Annotated in this window: 21 protein-coding genes; 8 read left to right on the top strand and 13 right to left on the bottom strand. The window is 74.3% G+C overall.

The genetic code is table 11. The features are described from left to right. Positions 1 to 2: 2 nt before the first annotated feature. The 3 genes from ACLQ21_RS13075 to ACLQ21_RS13065 are packed head-to-tail and all read right to left on the bottom strand — an operon-like array spanning position 3 to position 3365. Positions 3 to 1034, bottom strand: a complete 1032-nt coding sequence (locus ACLQ21_RS13075; RefSeq protein WP_425664327.1) for a TIGR03842 family LLM class F420-dependent oxidoreductase — start codon at positions 1032 to 1034, stop codon at positions 3 to 5. Positions 1035 to 1071: 37 nt separating this feature from the next. Then, entirely contained in the window at positions 1072 to 2508 is a 1437-nt protein-coding gene (gene hydA / locus ACLQ21_RS13070) for a dihydropyrimidinase (protein WP_425664326.1), read from the bottom strand. A gap of 8 nt (positions 2509 to 2516) precedes the next feature. Beyond that, a complete protein-coding gene (locus tag ACLQ21_RS13065; protein ID WP_425664324.1) occupies positions 2517 to 3365 on the bottom strand; it encodes a nitrilase-related carbon-nitrogen hydrolase in 849 nt (282 codons plus the stop codon). Between the two features lie 263 nt (positions 3366 to 3628). On the opposite strand from ACLQ21_RS13065, the gene ACLQ21_RS13060 reads away from it, so the two are divergent. The 4 genes from ACLQ21_RS13060 to cofD are packed head-to-tail and all read left to right on the top strand — an operon-like array spanning position 3629 to position 7542. Further along, positions 3629 to 4624: an ABC transporter substrate-binding protein gene (locus ACLQ21_RS13060; protein WP_425664322.1), complete on the top strand. Its 996-nt coding sequence runs from the start codon at positions 3629 to 3631 to the stop codon at positions 4622 to 4624. After that, positions 4621 to 5760 carry an iron chelate uptake ABC transporter family permease subunit gene (locus ACLQ21_RS13055; protein ID WP_425664320.1) on the top strand — a complete coding sequence of 380 codons (1140 nt, stop codon included), beginning with the start codon at positions 4621 to 4623 and terminating at the stop codon, positions 5758 to 5760. Before ACLQ21_RS13060 ends, ACLQ21_RS13055 begins: the two co-directional genes overlap by 4 nt. Then, positions 5757 to 6563 (top strand): ABC transporter ATP-binding protein, encoded by an 807-nt coding sequence (locus ACLQ21_RS13050; protein ID WP_425664318.1) that lies wholly within the window; start codon positions 5757 to 5759, stop codon positions 6561 to 6563. Before ACLQ21_RS13055 ends, ACLQ21_RS13050 begins: the two co-directional genes overlap by 4 nt. Before the next feature lie 13 nt (positions 6564 to 6576). Next, positions 6577 to 7542 carry a 2-phospho-L-lactate transferase gene (gene cofD / locus ACLQ21_RS13045; protein WP_425664317.1) on the top strand — a complete coding sequence of 322 codons (966 nt, stop codon included), beginning with the start codon at positions 6577 to 6579 and terminating at the stop codon, positions 7540 to 7542. Between the two features lie 373 nt (positions 7543 to 7915). Here cofD and ACLQ21_RS13040 read toward each other — a convergent pair whose 3' ends face one another. The 8 genes from ACLQ21_RS13040 to ACLQ21_RS13005 all read right to left on the bottom strand — a co-directional run bounded on the left by ACLQ21_RS13040 (position 7916) and on the right by ACLQ21_RS13005 (position 17411). Further along, positions 7916 to 8272, bottom strand: coding sequence for a VOC family protein (locus tag ACLQ21_RS13040; RefSeq protein WP_425664315.1), 357 nt, complete (start codon positions 8270 to 8272; stop codon positions 7916 to 7918). A 28-nt stretch (positions 8273 to 8300) separates the two neighbouring features. Then, entirely contained in the window at positions 8301 to 8906 is a 606-nt protein-coding gene (gene cofC / locus ACLQ21_RS13035) for a 2-phospho-L-lactate guanylyltransferase (RefSeq protein WP_425664314.1), read from the bottom strand. Positions 8907 to 9267: 361 nt separating this feature from the next. After that, positions 9268 to 11505: a transglutaminase-like domain-containing protein gene (locus ACLQ21_RS13030; protein ID WP_425664312.1), complete on the bottom strand. Its 2238-nt coding sequence runs from the start codon at positions 11503 to 11505 to the stop codon at positions 9268 to 9270. Positions 11506 to 11572: 67 nt separating this feature from the next. After that, a complete protein-coding gene (locus ACLQ21_RS13025; protein ID WP_425664311.1) occupies positions 11573 to 12664 on the bottom strand; it encodes a DUF58 domain-containing protein in 1092 nt (363 codons plus the stop codon). Continuing rightward, on the bottom strand, positions 12664 to 13704 hold the full coding sequence (locus tag ACLQ21_RS13020; protein WP_425664309.1) for an AAA family ATPase: 1041 nt from the start codon (positions 13702 to 13704) through the stop codon (positions 12664 to 12666). Before ACLQ21_RS13020 ends, ACLQ21_RS13025 begins: the two co-directional genes overlap by 1 nt. After that, complete coding sequence (gene cofE, locus ACLQ21_RS13015) at positions 13667 to 14506, bottom strand: coenzyme F420-0:L-glutamate ligase (RefSeq protein WP_425664307.1); 840 nt, start codon at positions 14504 to 14506, stop codon at positions 13667 to 13669. Before cofE ends, ACLQ21_RS13020 begins: the two co-directional genes overlap by 38 nt. Continuing rightward, positions 14503 to 14985: a pantetheine-phosphate adenylyltransferase gene (gene coaD / locus ACLQ21_RS13010; protein WP_425664306.1), complete on the bottom strand. Its 483-nt coding sequence runs from the start codon at positions 14983 to 14985 to the stop codon at positions 14503 to 14505. Before coaD ends, cofE begins: the two co-directional genes overlap by 4 nt. Positions 14986 to 15215: 230 nt before the next feature. Beyond that, complete coding sequence (locus ACLQ21_RS13005; protein WP_425664304.1) at positions 15216 to 17411, bottom strand: ATP-dependent DNA helicase RecG; 2196 nt, start codon at positions 17409 to 17411, stop codon at positions 15216 to 15218. Between the two features lie 113 nt (positions 17412 to 17524). Here ACLQ21_RS13005 and rsmD point away from each other — a divergent pair, with 113 nt between their 5' ends. Both rsmD and ACLQ21_RS12995 read left to right on the top strand, forming a co-directional pair. Then, positions 17525 to 18142: a 16S rRNA (guanine(966)-N(2))-methyltransferase RsmD gene (gene rsmD / locus ACLQ21_RS13000; protein WP_425664302.1), complete on the top strand. Its 618-nt coding sequence runs from the start codon at positions 17525 to 17527 to the stop codon at positions 18140 to 18142. Continuing rightward, complete coding sequence (locus ACLQ21_RS12995; protein WP_425664301.1) at positions 18139 to 18609, top strand: GNAT family N-acetyltransferase; 471 nt, start codon at positions 18139 to 18141, stop codon at positions 18607 to 18609. Before rsmD ends, ACLQ21_RS12995 begins: the two co-directional genes overlap by 4 nt. Here the strand turns inward: ACLQ21_RS12995 and thiL are convergent, their stop codons facing one another. After that, entirely contained in the window at positions 18610 to 19620 is a 1011-nt protein-coding gene (thiL, locus tag ACLQ21_RS12990; protein ID WP_425664300.1) for a thiamine-phosphate kinase, read from the bottom strand. It lies immediately after the preceding gene. 51 nt (positions 19621 to 19671) lie between these two features. On the opposite strand from thiL, the gene ACLQ21_RS12985 reads away from it, so the two are divergent. Continuing rightward, entirely contained in the window at positions 19672 to 20130 is a 459-nt protein-coding gene (locus tag ACLQ21_RS12985) for a DUF3515 family protein (protein ID WP_425664298.1), read from the top strand. Here ACLQ21_RS12985 and ACLQ21_RS12980 read toward each other — a convergent pair. Then, the gene (locus ACLQ21_RS12980) at positions 20127 to 20477 is read right to left on the bottom strand and encodes an SseB family protein (RefSeq protein ID WP_425664296.1); all 351 of its coding nucleotides are present in this window, start codon (positions 20475 to 20477) and stop codon (positions 20127 to 20129) included. The two genes, ACLQ21_RS12985 and ACLQ21_RS12980, sit on opposite strands and share 4 nt — an antisense overlap. Positions 20478 to 20551: 74 nt before the next feature. Between ACLQ21_RS12980 and ACLQ21_RS12975 the strand changes: the two genes are divergently transcribed. Then, positions 20552 to 21081, top strand: a 530-nt coding sequence (locus tag ACLQ21_RS12975) for an exonuclease domain-containing protein (protein WP_425664294.1), incomplete at its 3' end; no start/stop codon positions are given.

Raw genomic sequence — 21081 nt, 5'->3', positions numbered from 1 at the left:
GGTCACGTCCTCGCCAGCGCGGTCTCGCGCAGCGCGGGGATGATGCGCTCGCCGTACTGGCGGAGCGTCTCCTCCTTGTCGTCGTGCATGACGTAGGCCGCGAACTGGTCGACGCCGAGCTCGCGGAGGCGGGTGAGCTTCTCGATGTGGTCGTCGGCGGTGCCGAGCACGCAGAACCGGTCGACGATCGCATCCGGCACGAAGTCGACGTGGTCGTTCTCGGCCTTGCCGTGGGTGTTGTAGTCGTAGTCCGTGCGGGACTCGATGTAGCTCGCGAGGTCGGCGGGGATCGCGCTGCCTGTGCCGTCTTGGGCCGGGCCGTACTTCGCCACGATGTCGGCGACATGGTTGCCCACCATGCCGCCGAACCAGCGGGACTGCTCGCGCTGGTGGGCCACGTCGTCGCCGACGTACGCGGGCGCGGCGACGCAGATCGTGATGGCCATCGGGTCGCGGCCGGCGTCGCTCGCCGCGGTGCGCACCCGCTCGATCATCCACTTCGTGATCTCGGGGTCTGCGAGCTGCAGGATGAAGCCGTCGGCGACCTCGCCCGTGAGCTTGAGCGCGAGCGGCCCGTACGCGGCCACCCACACGGGCAGCTCCGAGCCGTGCGACCAGGGCAGCCGCAGCGTCACGCCGCCGACGTCGACGGGGCGGCTCGAGCCGAGCTCGCGGATCACGTGCACCGCCTGCCGCAGCTGCTTGAGCGTCGTCGGCTCGCCGCCCGAGACCCGCACGGCGGAGTCGCCGCGGCCGATGCCGCAGATCGTGCGGTTGCCGTACATGTCGTTGAGCGTCGCGAACGTCGACGCCGTCACGCTCCAGTCGCGCGTGGCCGGGTTGGTGACGAACGGGCCGACCTTGACCCGCCGGGTCGCCGCGAGCACCGCGGAGTGGATGACGTACGGCTCCTGCCACAGGATGTGGCTGTCGAACGTCCACACGTGGCTGAATCCGTGCACCTCGGCGAGCTGCGCGAGCTGCACGACGCGGCTCGCGGGCGGGTTCGTCTGGAAGACAGCGCCGAACTCCATCAGGTCCCCATCGGTCGGGCGGTCAGCGGCGCGCGCATCACAGCAGGTACTGGCTCAGGCCGCGCTTGACGAACGAGCCGTCGCCCGGGCGCCCGAGGTACTGCCGGTCGTCGACGACGACGCGGCCCCGGCTCATGACCGTGTCGACGTGCCCGTCGATCTCGAAGCCCTCCCACGCGGAGTGGTCCATGTTCATGTGGTGCGTCTTGTCCACGCCGATCGACGTGTGCCCGTTGGGGTCGTAGACGACGATGTCGGCGTCGGCGCCCGGCTGGATGACGCCCTTCTTGCCGTACAGCCCGAACATGCGCGCGGGCGTGGTCGCGGTGATCTCGACCCAGCGCTCGAGCGAGATCTGCCCATCCACCACGCCCTGGTACAGCAGGTCCATGCGGTGCTCGACGCCGCCGATGCCGTTCGGGATCTTCGAGAAGTCGCCGCGGCCGAGCTCCTTCTGGTCCTTCATGCAGAAGGGGCAGTGGTCGGTCGAGACCATCTGCAGGTCGTTGGTGCGCAGCGCGCTCCACAGCTCGTCCTGGTGGTGGTCGTGCTTCGAGCGCAGCGGCGTCGAGCACACCCACTTCGCGCCCTCGAAGGCGCCCCACTCCTCGCTCGACGCGCCCAGCTGCTCCTCGAGCGACAGGTAGAGATACTGCGGGCACGTCTCGCCGAACACGTTCTGCCCCGCGTCGCGGGCGGCGGCGAGCTGCGCGACCGCTTGCTTCGCGCTCACGTGCACGACGTACAGCGGCGCGCCCGTGAGGTTCGCGAGCATGATCGCGCGATGCGTCGCCTCCTCCTCCATCTGCCACGCGCGGGCGATGCCGTGGAAGTACGGGTCGGTCTTGCGCTCGGCGAGCAGCTGCTGCACGAGCACGTCGATCGCGGGCCCGTTCTCGGCGTGCATCATCGTCATGAGGCCCGTGTCGGCGGCGACCTGCATGGCCTTGAGGATCTGCGCGTCGTCGGAGTAGAAGACGCCCGGGTAGGCCATGAACAGCTTGTAGCTCGAGATGCCCTCGTCGGCGAGGCCGCGGAGGGCGGCGAGCGATGCCTCGTTCACGTCGCCGACGATCTGGTGGAAGCCGTAGTCGATGGCGCAGTTGCCCGCGGCCTTCTCGTGCCACGCGGCGAGGCCGTCCTCGACCCGCTGCCCGTACGTCTGCACGGCGAAGTCGATGATCGTGGTCGTGCCGCCCCAGGCGGCGGCGCGCGTGCCGGTCTCGAAGGTGTCGCTCGCGGCGGTGCCGCCGAACGGCAGCTCCATGTGCGTGTGCGCATCGATGCCGCCGGGGATGACGTACTTGCCCGTCGCGTCGACGACGGTGTCGACGGAGCGGGCGAGGTCGACGCCGAGCAGCTCGCTGCCGGGCGCGAGCACGGCGCGGATGGTCTCGCCGTCGACGAGCACGTCGGCGGCGGTCGTGCCGGTGGCGGAGACGACGGTGCCGCCGCGGATGAGGGTGGTGGCCATGTGCGCCCCTACGGCTTCGCGATCCGGGTGTACGAGTCGGGACGGCGGTCGCGGTAGAACTGCCAGTCGTCCCGCATCTGCCGCACCGCATCCAGGTCGAGGTCGCGAATGATGAGTTCCTCGCTCGTCTCGGAGCCGCGGTCGCCGACGAAGTTGCCGCGCGGGTCGATCACCTGGCTCGTGCCGTAGAAGTCGACCGCGAGCTCGCCGTACTCGTTGTCCTCGCGGCCGACGCGGTTGGGCTGCAGCACGTAGTAGCCGTTCGCGACCGCCGCCGCGGGCCCCTCGATCTCCCAGAGCCGGTTCGAGAGCCCCGGCTTCGTCGCGTTCGGGTTGAAGACCATGTGGGAGCCGGCGAGGCCGAGCTCGCGCCAGCCCTCGGGGAAGTGCCGGTCGTAGCAGATGTAGACGCCGACCTTGCCGACCGAGGTCTCGAACATCGGGTAGCCGAGGTTGCCGGGCCGGAAGTAGAACTTCTCCCAGAAGCGGTCGAGGTGCGGCAGGTGGTGCTTGCGGTAGGTGCCGAGGATCGTGCCGTCGGAGTCGACCACGACGGCGGAGTTGTAGTACACGCCGGTCTGCTCCTCCTCGTAGATCGGGAGGATCGCGACCATGCCGAGCTCCTTCGCGAGCGCCGCGAAGCGCTGCACGATCGGGCCGTCGGCGGGCTCGGCGTACTCGTAGTACTTCTTGTCCTGCGTGATGCCGAAGTAGGGGCCGTAGAAGAGCTCCTGGAAGCAGATGATCTGCGCGCCCTGCTCCGCGGCCTCCCGCATGAAGGCCTCGTGGCGATCGAGCATCGATGCCTTGTCGCCGGTCCAGGTGGTCTGGGTGATGGCTGCACGAACCGTCGTCATGCTCTCCTCGACTTCCTCGCTGGGGACGACGGCCTCGTTGCCCTCGTCAAGAGCACTCTCCGGCCGCAGGGCGTCCAGCGTCAAGGACGACTCTCCCCATGACCGATTTCGCGCGTGTTTCTTGAGCGTTGCGGTCGTGCGCTGGATGCAGGGGATGCGTCGGCCGGTGCGGAGCGGGATTACGATGGTCGAGCGCCGGGCATCACCTCCGCGCGCGAACCGCAGCACCTCGTTCGCGCCAGCCTGCCCAGGAGATCCCGCCGATGCCCTTCCCCCGCCGCCTCACGGTCGCCGCCGCCGCCCTGCTGCTCGTGCTCTCCGGCTGCGCGTCGCCGGGTGCGACGCAGGGTTCGTTGCAGGGTCCGTCGCAAGGAGCGCCGCAGAGCCAGCCGCCGGCGGCGGCCGATGCGGCGGCGATCGACGACTGCGGCGTCGCGGTGACGCCGCGCTCGGAACCGGCGGAGCGCATCCTCGCCATCAAGTCGACGGCGGCCGAGCTCGTGGTGGCGCTCGGCCTCGGCGACGCGCTCGTGTCGACGGCGTTCCTCGACGCGCCGCTCGAGACCGACGGCACGGCACCGCCGACGATCGAGGGGATGCCGTCGCGCGAGGCCGTGCTGGCGCTCGAGCCGGATGCGGTGGTCGCGGGCTGGGAGTCGGCGTTCGCGCCCGAGGCGGCCGGCGATCGCGCCGCGCTGCACGCGCTCGGCGTGACGACGTGGGTCTCCCCCGCGGCGTGCCGCTCGGTCGACGTCGCGCCGCTGTCGTGGGACGCGCTGCTCGACGAGCTGGCCGACGCCGGCTCGGTGCTCGGCGTGCCGGAGGCCGGCGCGGCGCTCGCGACAGAGCAGCGCGCGGCGCTCGACGCCATCGAGCCGCTCGAGGGCGGGGCGACGGCGCTCTGGTACTCGTCGGGCGACGATGCACCGTACGTCGGCGGCGGCTCGGGCGCGCCGCAGCTCGTGCTGGAGTCGGCCGGTCTGACGAACGTGGCCGATGTCGGCGAGGCGTGGACGACGATGTCGTGGGAGGCGCTCGCGGCGAGCGACCCCGACGTGATCGTGCTCGTCGATGCCGCCTGGCACACCGCCGCGTCGAAGGTCGAGCGGCTGCGCGCGAACCCCGCGACGGCGCAGCTCGACGCCGTCCGCGACGGCCGGTTCGTCGTCGTGCCGTTCCCCATGGCGGAGGCCGGGGTCGGGACGGTCGGCGCCGTCGAGCTCGTCGCCGACGGCGCCCGCGAGCTGGGGCTGCGATGACGCGCACCGATCGCCCCGCCTCGTCTGACGCTCCCAGGCGCGGCGCAGGTATAGGGCCAGCGGCTCTGGAGCCTCGCTCGAAGGAGCCGATCGCCCTCTACCTGTCGCGGCGCGATGGGCGGCGCAGCGGGCGGCGCGGGCGGCGGCGCTGGGCGCTGCCGGCGCTCGCGGCGCTGCTGGTGGCGCTCGCGGCGGCGGCCGCCTGCATCGGCGTCGCGGGCGTCGCCCCGGCGGATGCGCTCGCCGCGATCGCCGCCCGGCTCGGCATCGGCTCGACCCCGCTCGACGCCGTCGGCGACGCGATCGTCGTCGAGCTGCGACTGCCGCGCATCCTCGCCGCGTGCGCCGTCGGCGCGGGCCTCGCGATCGTCGGCGCCGTCATGCAGGCGCTCGTGCGCAACCCGCTCGCCGACCCGTACCTGTTGGGCGTCTCGTCGGGCGCATCCGTCGGCGCCGTGCTCGTGCTCATCGCCGGGCTGACGGCCGCCCTGCCGGTCGCCGCGTTCGCGGGGGCGCTGCTCGCGCTCCTCGCCACGCTCGGGCTCGCGGGCGCGGCCGGCGGGGCGACACCCACCCGCACGGTGCTCGCGGGCGTCGTGGTCGCATCCGCCGCGAGCGCCCTCGTGAGCCTCGTCATCTTCTGGCGGTCGGACGGCGACGCGTTCCGCGAGATCCTCGCGTGGCTGCTCGGCTCGCTCGCCGCGTCGACGTGGTCGAGCGCCACGATCGCGCTCGTCGGTGCGGCGCTCGCGCTGCCGCTGCTCGCGAGCGGCCGAATGCTCGACGCGCTCGCGCTCGGCGACAGCGCTGCGGGGGCGCTCGGCGTCGACGTGCGCCGCACCCGCTGGGCGCTGCTCGTCGCGTGCGCGCTCGTCACCGGCGTGCTCGTCTCAGTCTCTGGCGCGATCGGCTTCGTCGGCCTGGTCGTGCCGCACGCGGTGCGGCTCATCGTGGGCGCCTCGCACGCGCTCCTGCTCCCCGCGTCCGGGCTCGCCGGAGCGATCGTGCTGCTCGTCGCCGACACCGTCGCGCGCGCGGCGTTCGACCCGCGCGAGCTGCCGGTCGGCATCGTGACGGCGCTCATCGGCGCGCCGGTCTTCGCGGCGCTGCTGCTGACCGGGCGGGTGCGCACGTGACCGGGCGGCAGCTGACGGGGCTCGCGGTCGAGCGGCTCTCGGTGGCGGTGCGCGGCCGCGCGCTCGTCGACGACGCATCCTGGACGGCGCCTGCGGGGCAGATCACGGCGATCGTGGGCCCGAACGGTGCCGGCAAGTCGACCATGCTGCGCGCGATCGCGGGTGTCGTGCCCGAGCGCGCGACGCGCTCGGGCGGCGTGCTGCTCGACGGCGAGCGGCTCGACGCCCTCCCGGCGCGCGAGCGGGCGCGGCGGATCGCGCTCGTGGAGCAGTCGACGGATGCGGTGCCGCAGCTCACGGCGCGGGAGGCCGTGCGGCTCGGCCGCACCCCGCACCACCGCATGCTCGGCTTCTCGCTCGGCGACGAGCGCCACGTCGATGCGGCGCTCGCGGACGCCGGCGCCGCCGACCTCGCCGACCGGCAGCTGGGCGAGCTCTCGGGCGGCGAGCTGCAGCGCGTGCACCTCGCTCGCGCGCTCGCGCAGCGGCCGGAGGACGGCTCGAGCGCCCTGCTGCTCGACGAGCCGACGAACCACCTCGACGTGGCCTGGCAGCTCGAGCTGCTCGCGCTCGTCCGCCGGCTCGCCGACGACCGCCCCGTCGTGATGACGGTCCACGACCTCGCGCTCGCCGCGACGCACGCCGACCGCGTCGTGCTGGTCGATCGCGGACGCGTGCTCGCGGAGGGCGCCCCCGACGCGGTCCTGACGGCCGACCGCATCCGTTCGGTCTACGGCGTCGAGGCGACGATCGACGCGGCGGCGGACGGCGTCGCGATCCGGTACCGGAGACTTGACGGATGAGGAGCATGGACGCATGAGGATCACCGTGCTGGCCGGCGGCGTCGGCGGCGCCCGCTTCGCGCTCGGGCTGCGCGAGGCGGCCCCGGACGACCAGATCAGCATCGTCGCGAACGTCGGCGACGACATGTGGCTCGCGGGCGTCAAGGTGTGCCCCGACCTCGACTCGCTGCTCTACGCACTCGCGGGCGTCGGCGACACCGAGCGCGGCTGGGGCCGCGCGGGCGAGAGCGAGCGGGTGTCCGCCGAGCTCACCGCCTACGGCGTCGGCTGGCCGTGGTTCACGCTCGGCGACCTCGACCTCGGCACCCATCTCGCCCGCGCGGCGATGCTGCGCGACGGCGCGACGCTGACCGAGGCGACCGCACGGCTCTCGGCGCGCTGGCCGCTCGGCGTGACCCTGCTGCCGGTCACCGACGACGAGGTGCCGACCCACGTCGTGACCGACGAGGGGACGATGCACTTCGAGGAGTGGTGGGTGCGCACGAGGGCGCAGCTGCCGGCGCGTCGGTTCGTGCAGCACGGCGTCGAGCGCTCCCGCGTCTCGGCCCAGGCGCGCGCGGCGATCGCGCAGGCCGACGTCATCCTGCTCGCGCCGTCGAACCCGGTCGTGTCGATCGGCACGATCGTGGGCATCCCGGGCGTGCGGGATGCGCTCGAGACCGCTGCCGCACCGATCGTGGGCGTCTCCCCCATCATCGGCGGGCGGGTGGTGCGGGGGATGGCGGCGACGTGCCTCGCGACCATCGGCGTCGAGGCGGATGCGGCTGCGGTCGCCGCGCACTACGGCGCGCGGTCGCGCGGTGGCCTGCTCGATGGATGGCTCGCCGCGGAGGAGGATGCGGCGGGGCTCCCGCGGCTCCGCGAGCTGGGCATCCGCGCAGAGGCGCGGCCGCTGCTGCTGACGCCGGGCGGGCCGGCGGCGCAGGTCGCCGCCGATGCGCTCGCGCTCGCGGCCCGGGTCTCCTCCCCCGCCGGTTGAGCCGCTCCCTGCGTTCCTCCGCTCGTTGAGCCGCTCCCTGCCTTCCTCCGCTCGTTGAGCCGCTCCCTGCCTTCCTCCGCTCGTTGAGCCGCTCCCTGCCTTCCTCCGCTGGTTGAGCCGCTTCGCGCCGAAGGCGCTGAGCGTGTCGAAACCTCCCCAGACCACCCGGTTTCGACACGGTCAGGGCGCTGCGCGCCCGGACCGGCTCAACCAACGGGAAGAGGCGGAGCGCGACGCAATCAGCGTACGCCGAGCCGACCGCTCCGCCTCTTCCCGCTGGCTCAACCGGCGGGGGAGGGCGCGGAGCGGCTCAACCGGCGGAAGGGCGCGACTCGATCAGCGGTGCGCCGAGCCGATCCGGCTGGCGAGGCGGTCAGCGGTCAGTCGAGACCGCACGCGCAGTCGGTCCCTGATCGAAGATGTAGAAGGTGTTCCCGTCCGGGTCGTGGAAGCCGGCGACGCTCCCCGAGCCAGCGACGTCCTGCTCGACGGCGATCGGCAGCGCAGGGTGCGCTTCGATCCAGGCGCTGAGGCTCTCGACCAGATACATCGGGCCCGCGGGCTTACCGGAGACGGACAGCATGATCTGGCAGCTGCGGCCAGGCGCCCAGTACGCCGTCGAGACCTCGCCGTCTCGCCAGGCCTCCTCGAAGCCCAGGACCGACGCGTAGAAGTGCATGGCCTCGCCGAGATCGCTGACCGGCTGATACAGGAAGCGCAGCGCCTTCATGCGCCGAGCGTAGAGGAGCCGGCGCTCGTCAGTTCGCGAGCGACGCGTCGTCGAGCACCGCGCGCGTGTGCGCCCCGACGCCGAGGTCGATCGCGAGGTGCAGGTCGGCGAGCTCGTCGACGTCGATGCGCAGCCCGGAATCCGGCGCGATCGGCAGCGGCGCGTGACCGGCGAGCCGGTGCAGGTCGGCGGAGCCGGGGCCGAAGCGCGGACGCAGCGCATCCGCCCGCCTGGCCGCCAGCAGCGTCGTGCCGGTCGCGACGGCATCCGGCACGTAGCAGCGCTCCTCGTGCTCGGCGAGCAGCAGGGCGTCGTCGAGCGCCTCTGGCGTGAGCGCCGGCAGATCACCGAGCATCACGGCGGCCGGATGGCCGGGCTCGAGCACCGCGAGGCCGGTGGCGATCGCGGCGCGGAGACCGCCGCTCGGATCGTCGACGACCTCGATGCCTTCGATCCCCTCGGTGACGGCGGGATCGCACGTGACCACGACGACGCGCCCGACCGACCGCGCGTCGCGGGCGGCGGTGATGACGTCTCGCGCGAAGGCGACCGCGAGCGCCGCGCGGGCGTCGCCCGCGTCGAGGCGCGACTTGCCGACCGATCCCTTGACGGGGATGACGACCGACCACAGCATGCCGAACAGCCTACGGGGAGCCGGATGCGCCTCCCGACCGGCCCAGCCCGGCCGCATCTGCACGGATCTGCGGGTGCCGGCGACGGCCACCCGCTGCTCGGTACCGGAAGCTCGGGGACGATGCAGGCACCTGCACCGATCTGCGGGTGCGGGCGACCGACACCCGCAAACCGGTACCGGAACCTCGGGGCGGCTCGGGGGCGCCTCGGTATCTCGGCACCTGCACCGATCTGCGGGTTGCGCGTGACCGGCACCCGCTGCTCGGTACCGGAAGCTCGAGGGCGACTCGCGCACCTGCACCGATCTGCTGGTGCGGGCGGCCGGCACCCGCAACTCGGTACCGGAAGTCGAAGGCTCCCGCTCAGTCCTCCCGCAGCGGCGGCACGACCCGCAGCAGGCTCGGCGGCAGCACCGTCGCGAGCACGCGGCGCCACAGCGGCAGCGAGGCGGCGAGGGCACCGCGAGCCTCGCGGGCGTCGCCGTCGACGGCACCGGGCTCGCGCGGGCCGGCGTCGAAGACGGCGCGCTCGGCAGCGAGCCGCACCCGGTCGGAGGCCTCAGCGGCCGCCGGGGCTCGGGCCGCGATCGCCGCCTGCACGTCGCCCGGCGTCGCCGACGCGGGCAGCCGCACACCCGCATCCGCGAGGGACGCCCGCAGCTCGAGCCACGCCCCCGGGGGCCCGCGCCGCAGCCGCAGCACCCGCTGCAGCACCCGCAGCGCCCACGGCAGCGCGAGCAGCAGGAGCGCGCCGATGCCGATGAGCCACGCGCGCAGCGCCGCCCAGTCGATCGTCGCTCCGCCGGGGGCCGGCGCGGCCCACTCGGTCGGCGCGGGCGCACCGGGGGTCGCCGTCGGCGTGGGCGTCGGTGTCGCGGATGGGGTCGGCTCGGCCGACGGGGTGGGGCTCGGCGTCGCGCTCTGCGTCGTCTGCGGGCCCTCGGGGCTCGCGGCCCCGCCGCCCGCGCCGGGCGTCGTCTCGACCCGCACCCAGCCGGCGCCGTCGACCCACGCCTCCGCCCACGCGTGCAGGTCGTTCGTCGTCACCGACCAGCCGCCGGCGATCGGTGCGCCGGGCAGGAAGCCGACGACGACGCGCGTCGGCACGCCCGCGCCCCGCAGCAGCGCCGCTGTCGCGCTCGCGTAGTGCACGCAGTAGCCCGAGCGCGTCTCGAGGAACGCCTCGAGCGCATCCCATCCGTCGCCTCCCTCGCCCGCGAAGCCGGCGAGGTCGACGCGCTCGGAGTAGTTCCAGACGCCGCTCGTCATGAAGCCGTGCACCGCGAGCACGCGCTCCGACGCTGACATGTCGCCCCGCACGAGCGCCGCTCCCTGCGCGCCGATGGCCTGTGCGCCCTCGGGCAGCGCGAGCCACGCGTCGTGCCCCGTCGAGGCGGCGTCGACCGGCAGCTCGGTGAGCGCTGGCGAGCGGCTGCCGGTGGCCGCGTACTCGAGCCCCGCCTGCACCACGCCCGCGTCGACGCGCAGCGCGTCGTTCGCGTCGTCCCAGCTCGAGCCCTCCGGCGCCGACACCGTCGCGGCGCGCTCGGGAGTGGGCAGGCTCTCGCCGCGCACGTCGCTCATCCGCACCGTCATCTGCATCGGCGGCGCGGCGTCGGCGCCCTCGACGAGCACGGCCGGGTCGCCCGCCTGCTGCTCGACGGCGATGAAGCCCGTCGGGCCGGCCTCGGGGAGCGTCATCAGCCGGGTCACCGTCTGCTGATCGTCGGTCGTCGCGTAGGTGAAGACCGAGCGCGGTTCGGGCCGGCGCAGCTCGTCGCCGAGGTCGATCGAGGTGTCGAGGATGGGCGTGGCCGGCCGGAACAGGTCGTCGACCGTGGGCAGATCGAGGTCCGCCTCGCGCGGCGAGGGGGCGAGCAGCGGCACGGCGGCCGCGACGAGCGCCGCGACCGCGACGAGCGCGACCGGGGCGGCCCATCCGCGGCCGAGCACGAGTCGCTCGTCGATCGAGGGCGCGGCGAGCACGAGCGCGGATGCCGCCACGCCGGGCAGCGCGTGCCACCACGGCACGTCGATGCGGAACGCGATCGGCAGCAGCAGCGGCACGGCCGCGAAGAGCACGGCGACGGCCGGAGCCCGGAGCGCGAGCCCGATGAGATCGACGTTGACGGCGAGCACGACCGCCGCGGCGACGATCGTCGCGAGCACCTGCGGCTCGAGCGGGATGGGTGTGACGGCGGCCCACGCGAGGTTCTGCACGCCCTCGCCGAGCACCCGCAGCGACTCGACGACCGAGCCGGCGGTGGGCACGACCCCGAGGAGCGCGTCGTCGGGCGCGGTGAGCGCGACGATCCAGCCGACGCCGACGATGGCCGCCGCGGCTGAGCCGGCGAACGTCGACCACAGCGCGCGCGCGAGCGCGGCGGAGAGCGCCATCGACACGACGGCGAGCAGCACCGGCCACAGCCACTCGGTGCCGAGCACCGACTGCGTCGACCACAGCCACGCGACCGGCAGCACGCCGATCGCGATCGACTCCACGAAGCCCGCCGGGATGCGGTCCCGGATGCGTCCGGACCGTCCGGCCTCCGCCGCGGCCGCGTCGGCGGTCGCCGCCCGCTCCTGCACGGCGGCGCTCATCGCAGATCCGCGTTCATCGCGGGTGCCGGTCCATCGCAGTTCCAGCGCTCATCGCGGGTCCGGGTGCTCATCGCAAGTCCCTCGCCGGCCCGAAGCCGTCGATCCAGCGCTGCATGCGCACGCGCGAGCCGGCGGCGGCGCGCCACGCGGGCGCATCCGCCGCGGCGACGAGCCAGAGGGTCGAGCCGGACGGCAGCGTCCACCGCTCGGGCGCCGCCTCCTCGAGCGCCACCACGTGCGCCGCGCTCGCCTCGCGCGCCGCGGGCTCCTCGGGGGCGACGGCCGCGAGCGATGCGAAGCCCGCGAGCGCCCCGGCGCGGTCGCGCCAGTCGGCAGCGGTGATGCTGGGCTCGCCGGTCTCCCGCACCTGCACCACCCGGTCGCGACCCGCGAGCGCCCGAACGATCGAGCCTGCCGCGCGCGCGAGCCGGTCCTCGGCGTCGCGGCCGAGGCCGGCCGCCCCCGCCGTGTCGACGAGCACCAGCAGGTCGTCGGTCGCGGGATTCGCCTCCTGCCGCACCATCAGCTGGCCGCGCTTCGCCGACTGCCGCCAGTGCACGCGGCGCTGCGGGTCGCCGGGCCGCCACTCCCGCACCATCGCGTCGATCTCGTCCGAGTTGCGCGACTGCGACTGCCTGCCGGTCTCCCGGGTGGAGCGCAGCGACGCCGACGGCACCGGCAGCAGCGCGGGCCCGACGACGAGGCTCGCGCGCGGGTCGACGCGGCGCACCGAGCGCATGACGCGGAAGGGGTCGAGCGACGTGACCTCCACGGGCGCGAGCCGCCAGCGGCCCCGCGGGTGGTGGCCGAGCGCCACCTCCGCGGCGCCGTCCTCCCCCAGCTCACCCTCGAGGTGCAGGTAGCGCTCGGGCCCCGGCGCCCACGTCGCCCACGTGTCGCCCGCCTGCCGGGGGTCCGCGACGATGCGCAGCACCGCATCCTCGCCCTCCTCGAGCACGCCGGGCGCGAGCACCCGCACGCGGGAGGCGGTGCCGATCACCCACCACGCCCCGAGCAGCACGACGCCGAGGCACAGCGCGGCCGGCACGAGCAGCACGACCTGCCGCTCCCAGTAGGCCGCGACGGCGAGCGCGACGCCCGCGAGCGCGAGCACGACCCCGCGCGTCGTCGGTCGGACGCGGGCTCGATCGCGGGCCATCAGCGCATGACGGGGGCGATCGTGGTCGCCAGCGCGTGCGCCACCACCCGCCGGGCGTCGTCGTGGCGCGCGTGCGGGTCGTGCATCACGAGGTGGTGCGGGAGCACGTGCACCGCGAGCTCCTTCACGTCGTCGGGCGAGAGCCAGTCGCGGCCGTGCAGGTGCGCGCGGGCCTTCGCCGCGCGCACGAGCTGCAGCGTCGCGCGCGGGCTCGCGCCCAGCCGCACCTCCGGGTGGTCGCGCGTCGCTCGGGCGAGCCGCACCGCATAGCGCTCGACGAGCTCGTGCGCACGCACGGCGCGGGCCACGCCGATCTCCTCGCGGAACTCGCGCTGCGTCGTCACCGGCCGCACGGCGTCCAGCGGCTGCGCGACCTCGCGCGCCTGCACCATCGCCAGCTCGGCGTCCTGGTCGGGGTAGCCGAGCTCGAGCCGCGCCATGAACCGGTCGCGCTGCGCCTCGGGCAGCGCGTACGTGCCCTCCATGTCGATCGGGTTCTGCGTCGCGACGACGAGGAACGGCGTGGGCAGCACGTGCGTGACGCCGTCGACCGTCACCTGCCCCTCCGCCATGCACTCGAGCAGAGCAGCCTGCGTCTTCGGGCTCGCGCGGTTGATCTCGTCGGCGATCACGATGTTCGCGAACACCGGGCCCGGCTGGAAGCGCAGCTCGCCGCTCGTCTGGTCGAGCACCGACATGCCGGTGATGTCGCTCGGCAGCAGGTCGGGCGTGCACTGGATGCGCCGCACCGTGCCGCCGATCGCAGCCGCGAAGGCGCGGGCGAGCTGCGTCTTGCCGACGCCCGGCACATCCTCGAGCAGCACGTGACCCTCGGCGAGCAGCACCGTGAGCACGGTGCGGATCTCCTCGGTCTTGCCCGAGATGACGGATGCGACGGCCCGCTCGATGCGCGCACCGGGCGTCCCGGCGCTGTGGGTCGCCGTCGCGGCAGAGCCGGACCGCTCGGGAGCGCTCGCGAGGGCCGTCTCGCCGGCCGGATCGTCAGCCTGCATGCGCTGCTCCCGCTTCTGCCAGTGCATCGATCCTGCCCGCCTCGCGACCGGCGCGGTAGGCCTCGTCGCTGCCGAGGCGGAACATGTCGTCGCCGGCGGGCCGCACCAGGCGGGCGGCGCCCGGCTCGTCGAGCCCGGTCACGTGGCGCCGCAGGCCGCGCACGAGCACGACCGGCACGCCGTCGGCCTTGCCGGCGACGAGCTCGGCGGCGGCCGCGATCTCGTCGGCGATCGCGGGGGCGGTGACGAGCAGCGGCCGGCCGTTCGCGTCGACGCTCACGGGGTCGAGCACACGCACGCCCGCCGCGCCGATCGCGACGTCGGTCTGTCCGACGCGCCACGCGCGGCCGAGCGTGTCGCTCACGATGACGCCGATGGCGGCACCGAAGCGCGACCGCAGCCGTTCGGCGATCGCGCGGGCCGACGCATCCGAATCGAGCGGCAGCAGCAGGATCGTGCCGTCGTCGGTGTTCGACGCGTCGACGCCCGCTGCCGCGAGCACGAGGCCCGAGCGGTGCTCGACGATGCGGGTGATGCCGCCCGGGTGCGCGCGCGAGGCGACAAGCCGCACCGACTCCTCGGTGATGGCCTGCTCGCGCTCGGCGGCGGGGCGGATGCGTCCCTCGGCCTTCGAGACGACCTTGCTCGTGACGACGATGATGTCGCCGTCGGCGGGCTGGAGCGGCGCGATCGCGTCGGCCACGATCGCGGGCAGGTCGTCGCCGGGCCGGATCTCGCCGATCCCCCGCACAGCCCGGATCTCGAGGTCGGCGCTGCGCTCGAGGCCGGCGCTCGGCTCGAGATCGACGCCGCGCTCCGCGTCGCTCATCGCGATTGCAGGAAGGTGGCGACCGCGCGCGGCACGTAGGGGCTGATGTCGCCGCCGAGCTCGCTCACCTGGCGCACGAGGCTCGACGAGACGTGCGCGTTCTCGGGGTTGGGGAGCATGAAGATCGTCTCGACGCCCGCGAGGTTGCGGTTGACGATCGACATCGGCGTCTCGTACGAGAGGTCGGTCGACGAGCGGATGCCCTTGACGAGCACCTCGGCCCCCACCTGCTGGCAGTAGTCGACGAGCAGGCCCATCGACCAGTTCGCGATGCGGACCTCGCCCGGGATGCGGGCCTCCTCGATCGACCGCTCGATGAGCGCCTCGCGCTCCGGCACCGGCAGGAACGCCCGCTTGTCGGGGTTGTGCGTCACCACGACGTGGACCTCGTCGAAGATGCGCGCCGCCCGAGCGATGACGTCGAGGTGACCCAGGGTCACGGGATCGAAGGAACCGGGCACGACAGCGATGCGGGGCATGCCGCCAGCGTAGCGGCCGGGCCTATGGGCGAGCCTCAGCGCGGAAGGGTCCCCTCGGCCGTCGGCGAGGCTCCGGTACCGATCGGCGGATGGCCGGTGGCGCGACCCGCAGATCGGTGCGGCAGATCTGCCGGTCGCCGGGTTGCCGGTACCGATCGGCGGGTCACGCCCGGCCGCACCCGCAGATCGGTGCGAGAACGCGACAGGTCCCGATCGGGGGGGGGCAGCGCCTACGCCGTGATGAGGGCCGCGCGCGCGTCGGGGTCGAGCCGCGCGTGCACCGCGAGCCGCAGTGCCGGATGCTCGACGAGCGTCGGGTCGACCGCGAGCACCGCGCGCGCTGCATCGCGAGCAGCCTCGATGATGCCCACATCGCGCGCGACCCGCAGCACGCGCAGCCCGCTGCGCCCGCCGGACTGGGCGGCGCCCAGCACGTCGCCCTCGCCCCGCTGCTCGAGGTCGACCTCCGCGAGCTCGAAGCCATCGAGCGTGGCCGCGACGGCGTCGAGCCGCTCGCGGGCGGGCGACAGCGGATCGGCACCGCTCACCAGCATGCAGAGTCCCGCGTGCTCGCCGCGGCCGACGCGACCCCGCAGCTGGTGCAGCTGCGAGACGCCGAAGCGGTCGGCCGAGAGCACGACCATCATGGTCGCGTTCGGCACGTCGACGCCGACCTCGATGACGGTCGTGGCGACGAGCACCCCGATGTCGCCGGCCCGGAACGCGCGCATGACGGCGTCCTTCTGCTCGGTCGTGTCCGCGCCGGTGAGGGGGGCGATCTCGCGGCCGACGAGCGCTGGGTGCTGCCGCAGCTGCTGCAGGGTCGTCTGCACGTCGTCGACGGGCGGCCGCGGGCGGGCGTCGGCATCCGCGTCCGCATCCGTCTCGTCGACCTCGATGCCCTCGAGCTTGCCCGGCTGGATCGCCGGGCAGACGACGAACGCCTGACGGCCGGCATCCAGCTCCTCGCGCATGCGCTCCCAGATGCGCTGGAAGTGGCCCGGGCGCTCGACGGGGTCGACGACGAACGTCTGGATGGGGCTGCGGCCGGCGGGCAGCGACCGGATCGTCGAGACGTCCAGGTCGCCGAACGCGGTCATGGCGATCGTGCGCGGGATGGGCGTGGCGGTGAGCACGAGCGTGTGCGGGTGCACGCCCTTCGCGCGCAGCGACTCGCGCTGCGCGACGCCGAAGCGGTGCTGCTCGTCGATCACGACGAGCGCGAGCTCGGCGAAGCTCGTGCGCTCGCTCAGCAGCGCGTGCGTGCCCACGACGATGCGCGCGGAGCCGGCCGCGATCCGCAGCAGCGCGCGCTTGCGCTCGGCGGCCGGCATCTGGCCGGTCAGCAGCGTCGGCTGCAGCTCGGCCGCGAGGTCCGGGCCGAGCGAGCGCGTGATGGAGCGGAAGTGCTGCACCGCGAGCACCTCCGTGGGCGCGAGCAGCGCGGACTGGCCGCCCGACTCCGCCACCGTCAGCATCGCGCGCGTCGCGACCACCGTCTTGCCGGAGCCGACCTCGCCCTGCACGAGCCGATGCATGGCGGTGCCGCTCGCGAGGTCGGCGAGGATCTCGTCGCCGGTGGCGCGCTGATCGTCGGTGAGCTGCCACGGCAGGCTCGCGTCGAAGCGCTCGAGCAGGGACCCCGGATGCCTCGGCGCGGTCGGCAGGGTGTCGAACCAGTCGCGCGTCGCGAGCAGGTAGGTCTGCAGCAGGAACGCCTCATGCCACGCGAGCGTGTGGCGGGCGCGGTAGGCGTCCTGCTCGACCTTCGGCTGATGGGCCAGTCGGAGCGCCTCGGCGATCGGCATGAGCCTGTGCTCGCGCCGCACGGCGTCGGGCACCGGATCGGGGACGTCGCCGAGCGCGTCGAGCCCCTGCGCCACGAGCGCCTGGATCTTGGTCGTCGCGAGCGTCGCCGTCGCAGGGTAGATGGGCACGGGCTGCTGCGCCCACTCCTCGGCGTCGATGCCCTCCGACTCGTCGAAGAGCTCGTAGTCGGGGTGCGCGAGCTGCCGCTTGCCCTTGTAGACGCCGACCGTGCCGGAGAACAGCGCGGTGACGCCCTGGTGGAGCTCGCCGGATCGCCAGGTCTGGTTGAAGAACGCGAGGTCGAGCGAGCTCGTGCCGTCGGTGATCGTGATGCTCGTGAGCGTGCGCGGGCGGCCCTTCTGGTCGCGCTGGAGGTCGCGCTTCTCGACCGAGCGCACCTTCGCCACGACCGTGACGTGCTCGCCGGGCGCGAGGCTCGCCAGGTCGGTGAGCTCGCCGCGCTTCGCGTAGCGGCGCGGCAGGTGCCACACCAGGTCGCCGAGCGTCTGCATGCCGAAGGCGCGCTCGAGCTTCGCCGCGGGCGCCTTGCCGAGCACGCGCTCGAGCGGCCGCTGGAAGCCCTCGGGCAGCGCCCCGCCCGCATCCTTCGTCGCCACCTGCCCAGGCTAGGGCGCTCGTGCCGGTGCGGGCGCCATCCCGGGCTCTCGCGGTGCAGCGCTGGCCGCGCGAACCGCTCCCGCGATCGCCTCGCGGATGCAAGGATTGGCGCATGACGCGCATCGTCGGGGGCCTCGCGGGCGGGGCGAGACTGCACGTCCCGGGACCAGGGACGCGACCCACCTCTGAGCGCGTGCGGGAGGCGATCTTCAACGCGCTGGATGCTCGGGGTCTCTGCGACGGCGCGCGGGTGCTCGACCTCTTCGCCGGCTCGGGCGCGCTCGGCCTCGAGGCCGCGAGTCGCGGCGCCGAGTCCGTCGTGCTCGTCGAGCGCGAACGCGGCGCGGCGAACGTGGCGCAGCGCAACGCCGAGATCGTCGCGAAGACCGGTGCGGCGCGCGCGCTCGTCGAGCAGGTCGCGGTGCACCAGTTCCTGCAGCGCACCGGCAAGCAGTTCGACCTCGTCTTCGTCGATCCGCCGTATCGGCTGCCGCCGCACGAGATCTCGGGCGTCCTCGTCGAGCTCGCGCCGCTCCTCACGCATCCGGCCATGGTCGTCGTCGAGCAGTCGAAGCGCGCCAACCCCCTGAGCCTGCCGGGCGACCTGGAGCTCGAGCGCAGCCGGGACTACGGCGACACGAGGGTGCACTACCTCACGACGAGCGGCTCGGCCGCGGATGTCGGGCACGGTGGCCACGCCGATCACGGTCACGCGGACACGGAGCAGTGACGGCGATCACCATCGGCCGCGCCGACTTCGCCGACCCGGCGCTGGCAGCGTTCCTGCAGGCGCACCTCGACGACCTCGCGCCGACCGCGCCCGCCTGCAGCCAGCACGCCCTCGACCTCGACGGCCTGCGGCGACCGGGCGTGCGGCTGTGGACGGCGTCGGCCGCCGACGGGTCGCTCGTCGGCACCGCGGCGCTCGCCCCGGTCGAGCCGGGTCACGAGGAGCTGAAGAGCATGCGCACCGACCCCGCGCGCCGCGGCGGCGGCGTCGCGTCGGCGCTGCTGCGGCACGCGCTCGACGACGCTCGCGAGGGCGGCGCCGCGCGCGTCTCGCTCGAGACGGGCAGCCAGCCGTTCTTCGCGCCCGCCCGAGCGCTCTACGCGAAGCACGGCTTCGTCGAGTGCCCGCCGTTCGGCGGCTATCGGCCCGACCCGAACAGCACGTTCATGACGGTCGAGCTGCAGTAGTCAGCCGGCGCGGTACGGGTCCCACCCGCGAGCCTCGAGCGGCTCGCCATCGAGGGTGACCGTGCCGGGCTCGCCTTCCATGGTCGCCTCGACGACCCCGATGCGCCGCACCGGGTGCCCTGCCAGCTGGGCCGGCGGCTCGACGTGCGCGGGCAGCGTGACGAGCAGCGCGTGGTCCTCGCCGCCGTGCAGCGCTGCCGCGAGCGCCGCACCCGGCGAGGCCGCGGTCACGGCGGCCGACTGGAGGGCGATGCGCACGCCGGATGCGCGGGCCACCCTGGCGGCGTCGAGCGCGAGGCCGTCGGAGACGTCGAGCATCGCGGTGGCGCCGAGATCCGCCAGCATCGTGCCCGCGGCGATCGGCGTCACGGGCGCGAGCTGCGCGCCGATCGACGCGCCGTGGACGCCGGCACGGAGCCGCTCCGCCGCCTCGCGGACGGGCTCCGCCGCCTCGTCGACCGCTTCGACGAACAGGTGCCGCAGCCCCGTCGCGGCCAGGCCGAGCGCGCCGACGAGCCACACGGCATCCCCCACCGTGGCGCCGGAGCGCAGCACGGCGGCGCGCCCCTCGAGGTCGCCGAACGCGGTGACGGCGACGACCGCATGCCGAGCCGTGCCGAGGTCGCCGCCGACGACGCCGACGCCGGGCGCCATCATCGCGACGGCGTCGGCGAGGCCGCGAGCGAGCTCCTCGAGGGCCGACACGCGCGTCGACGGAGGCACGGCGAGCGCGACCACGAGCGACGTGGGGCGCGCGCCCATCGCCGCGACGTCGATGAGGTTGGTGGCGACCGCCTTCCAGCCGAGGTCGTGCCAGCGCGACCAGCCGAGCCGGAAGTCGGCGCCCTCGAGCATCGTGTCGGTCGTCACGACGAAGCGTCCGTCGGGCGCCGCGACGACCGCCGCGTCGTCGCCGGGGCCGAGCTCGGTCGCGTCGCCGGCGGGCAGCAGGGGCAGGAAGCGCCGCAGCGCCTCGAGCTCGCCGACCTCGTGCAGCGTGGCGTCGTCCATGCGGCAACGGTAGCCGCCTGCCGCCGCCGAGCGCCGGGCTAGGCTCGAAGGGTGCGCTCCCTCCCCCTCGCCGCGGCCGTGGCGGTCGTCCTCGCGCTCACCGGATGCGCGAGCGCCGTGACGCTGCCGCCCGCCGAGGAGGCGCCCGACCCGGGTTGCGCGAGCGTGATCGTCTCGCTGGGGCAGTCGATCGGCGACCAGAGCCTGCCCGAGCCGCTCGAGCGGCGCGACACCACCGGGCAGGGCACGGCCGCCTTCGGCACCCCGAGCGCGGTGACGCTTCGCTGCGGCATGCCGGAGCCCGCTCCGTCGACCGACCGCTGCATCACCGTCGGCGAGGTCGACTGGCTCGAGGTCGCCACCGAGGAGGACGTCTGGACCTTCGTGAGCTACGGCCGCTCCCCCGCGACGGAGGTCGTCATCGACACGAGCGTCGTCAGCGCCGTGACGGCGCTCGAGGGCGTCTCGAGCGCGGTGGCGCGCACGGAGCGCGTCGGCGCTTGCTCCTAGGCCGCGTCGGCGGCGAGCACGTCGGGCAGGAAGACGCGCCCGTCGTCGTGGCCCGGATCGAGCACGATCGCGTGACCGTCGGGGATGGCGGCGGCGAGCTCGGCGCCGGTGAGCTTCAGGTGGCGCCGGGTGCGCGTCGCGAAGCCGCCGATGCGCTGCGTCGCCGTGAACGCGACGACGAGCTGCATGCCCTTGTGCGGGAGCACCAGGAACCGTCCGGAGCCGGGATCGCGCGGGTCCTCGACGACCGCCGGGACGACGAGCTGCGCGTCGCGCACGATCGCCCACGCGCCGGCGTGATCGGTGGCGGGCACTGCGTGCAAGGCGTCGAGGGTCGGGTTGCTCACCCCTCCATGCTGGCAGACGGCCGCACGCGGCCCGGCGGGCGAAGCGTGTCAGCGCACCCTGGGAGACTGGACGCATGGCCCTCGACTTCACCGCGATCGACTTCGAGACGGCCAACGGCAACGCCGCATCCGCGTGCGCCGTGGGGCTCGTGAAGGTGCGCGACGGCCTCGTCGTCGATCGGTTCTCGACGCTCATCCGTCCCACCGCGCCGTACGACGAGTTCTGGGAGTGGAACACGCGCATCCACGGGATCCGGGCGCACCAGGTGCTGGATGCGCCCGACTGGGTCGAGACGCAGCGGCAGATCCTCGACTTCGGCGGTGACGACGTCTACGTCGCGCACAACGCGGGGTTCGACCGCGGCGTGATGCGCGCGGCCGCGAAGGCCGCCCGGCTGCCGGTGCCCGACATGCGGTGGACCGACTCGCTGCGCATCGCTCGCAAGACGTTCACGCTCGAGTCGTACCGGCTGCCGGTCGCGGCGCTCGCCGCCGGCTTCGACGACTTCCGCCACCACGACGCAGCGGGCGACGCCGAGGCGTGCGCCGCGATCGTCATCGGCGCGGCGAAGCGACACGAGCTCGACGAGCTCGACGAGCTCGT

The organism is Agrococcus sp. DT81.2 (assembly GCF_049844935.1).
In the GTDB taxonomy this organism is placed as follows: domain Bacteria; phylum Actinomycetota; class Actinomycetes; order Actinomycetales; family Microbacteriaceae; genus Agrococcus.
This window is presented reverse-complemented; position numbering and strand designations above follow the sequence as displayed.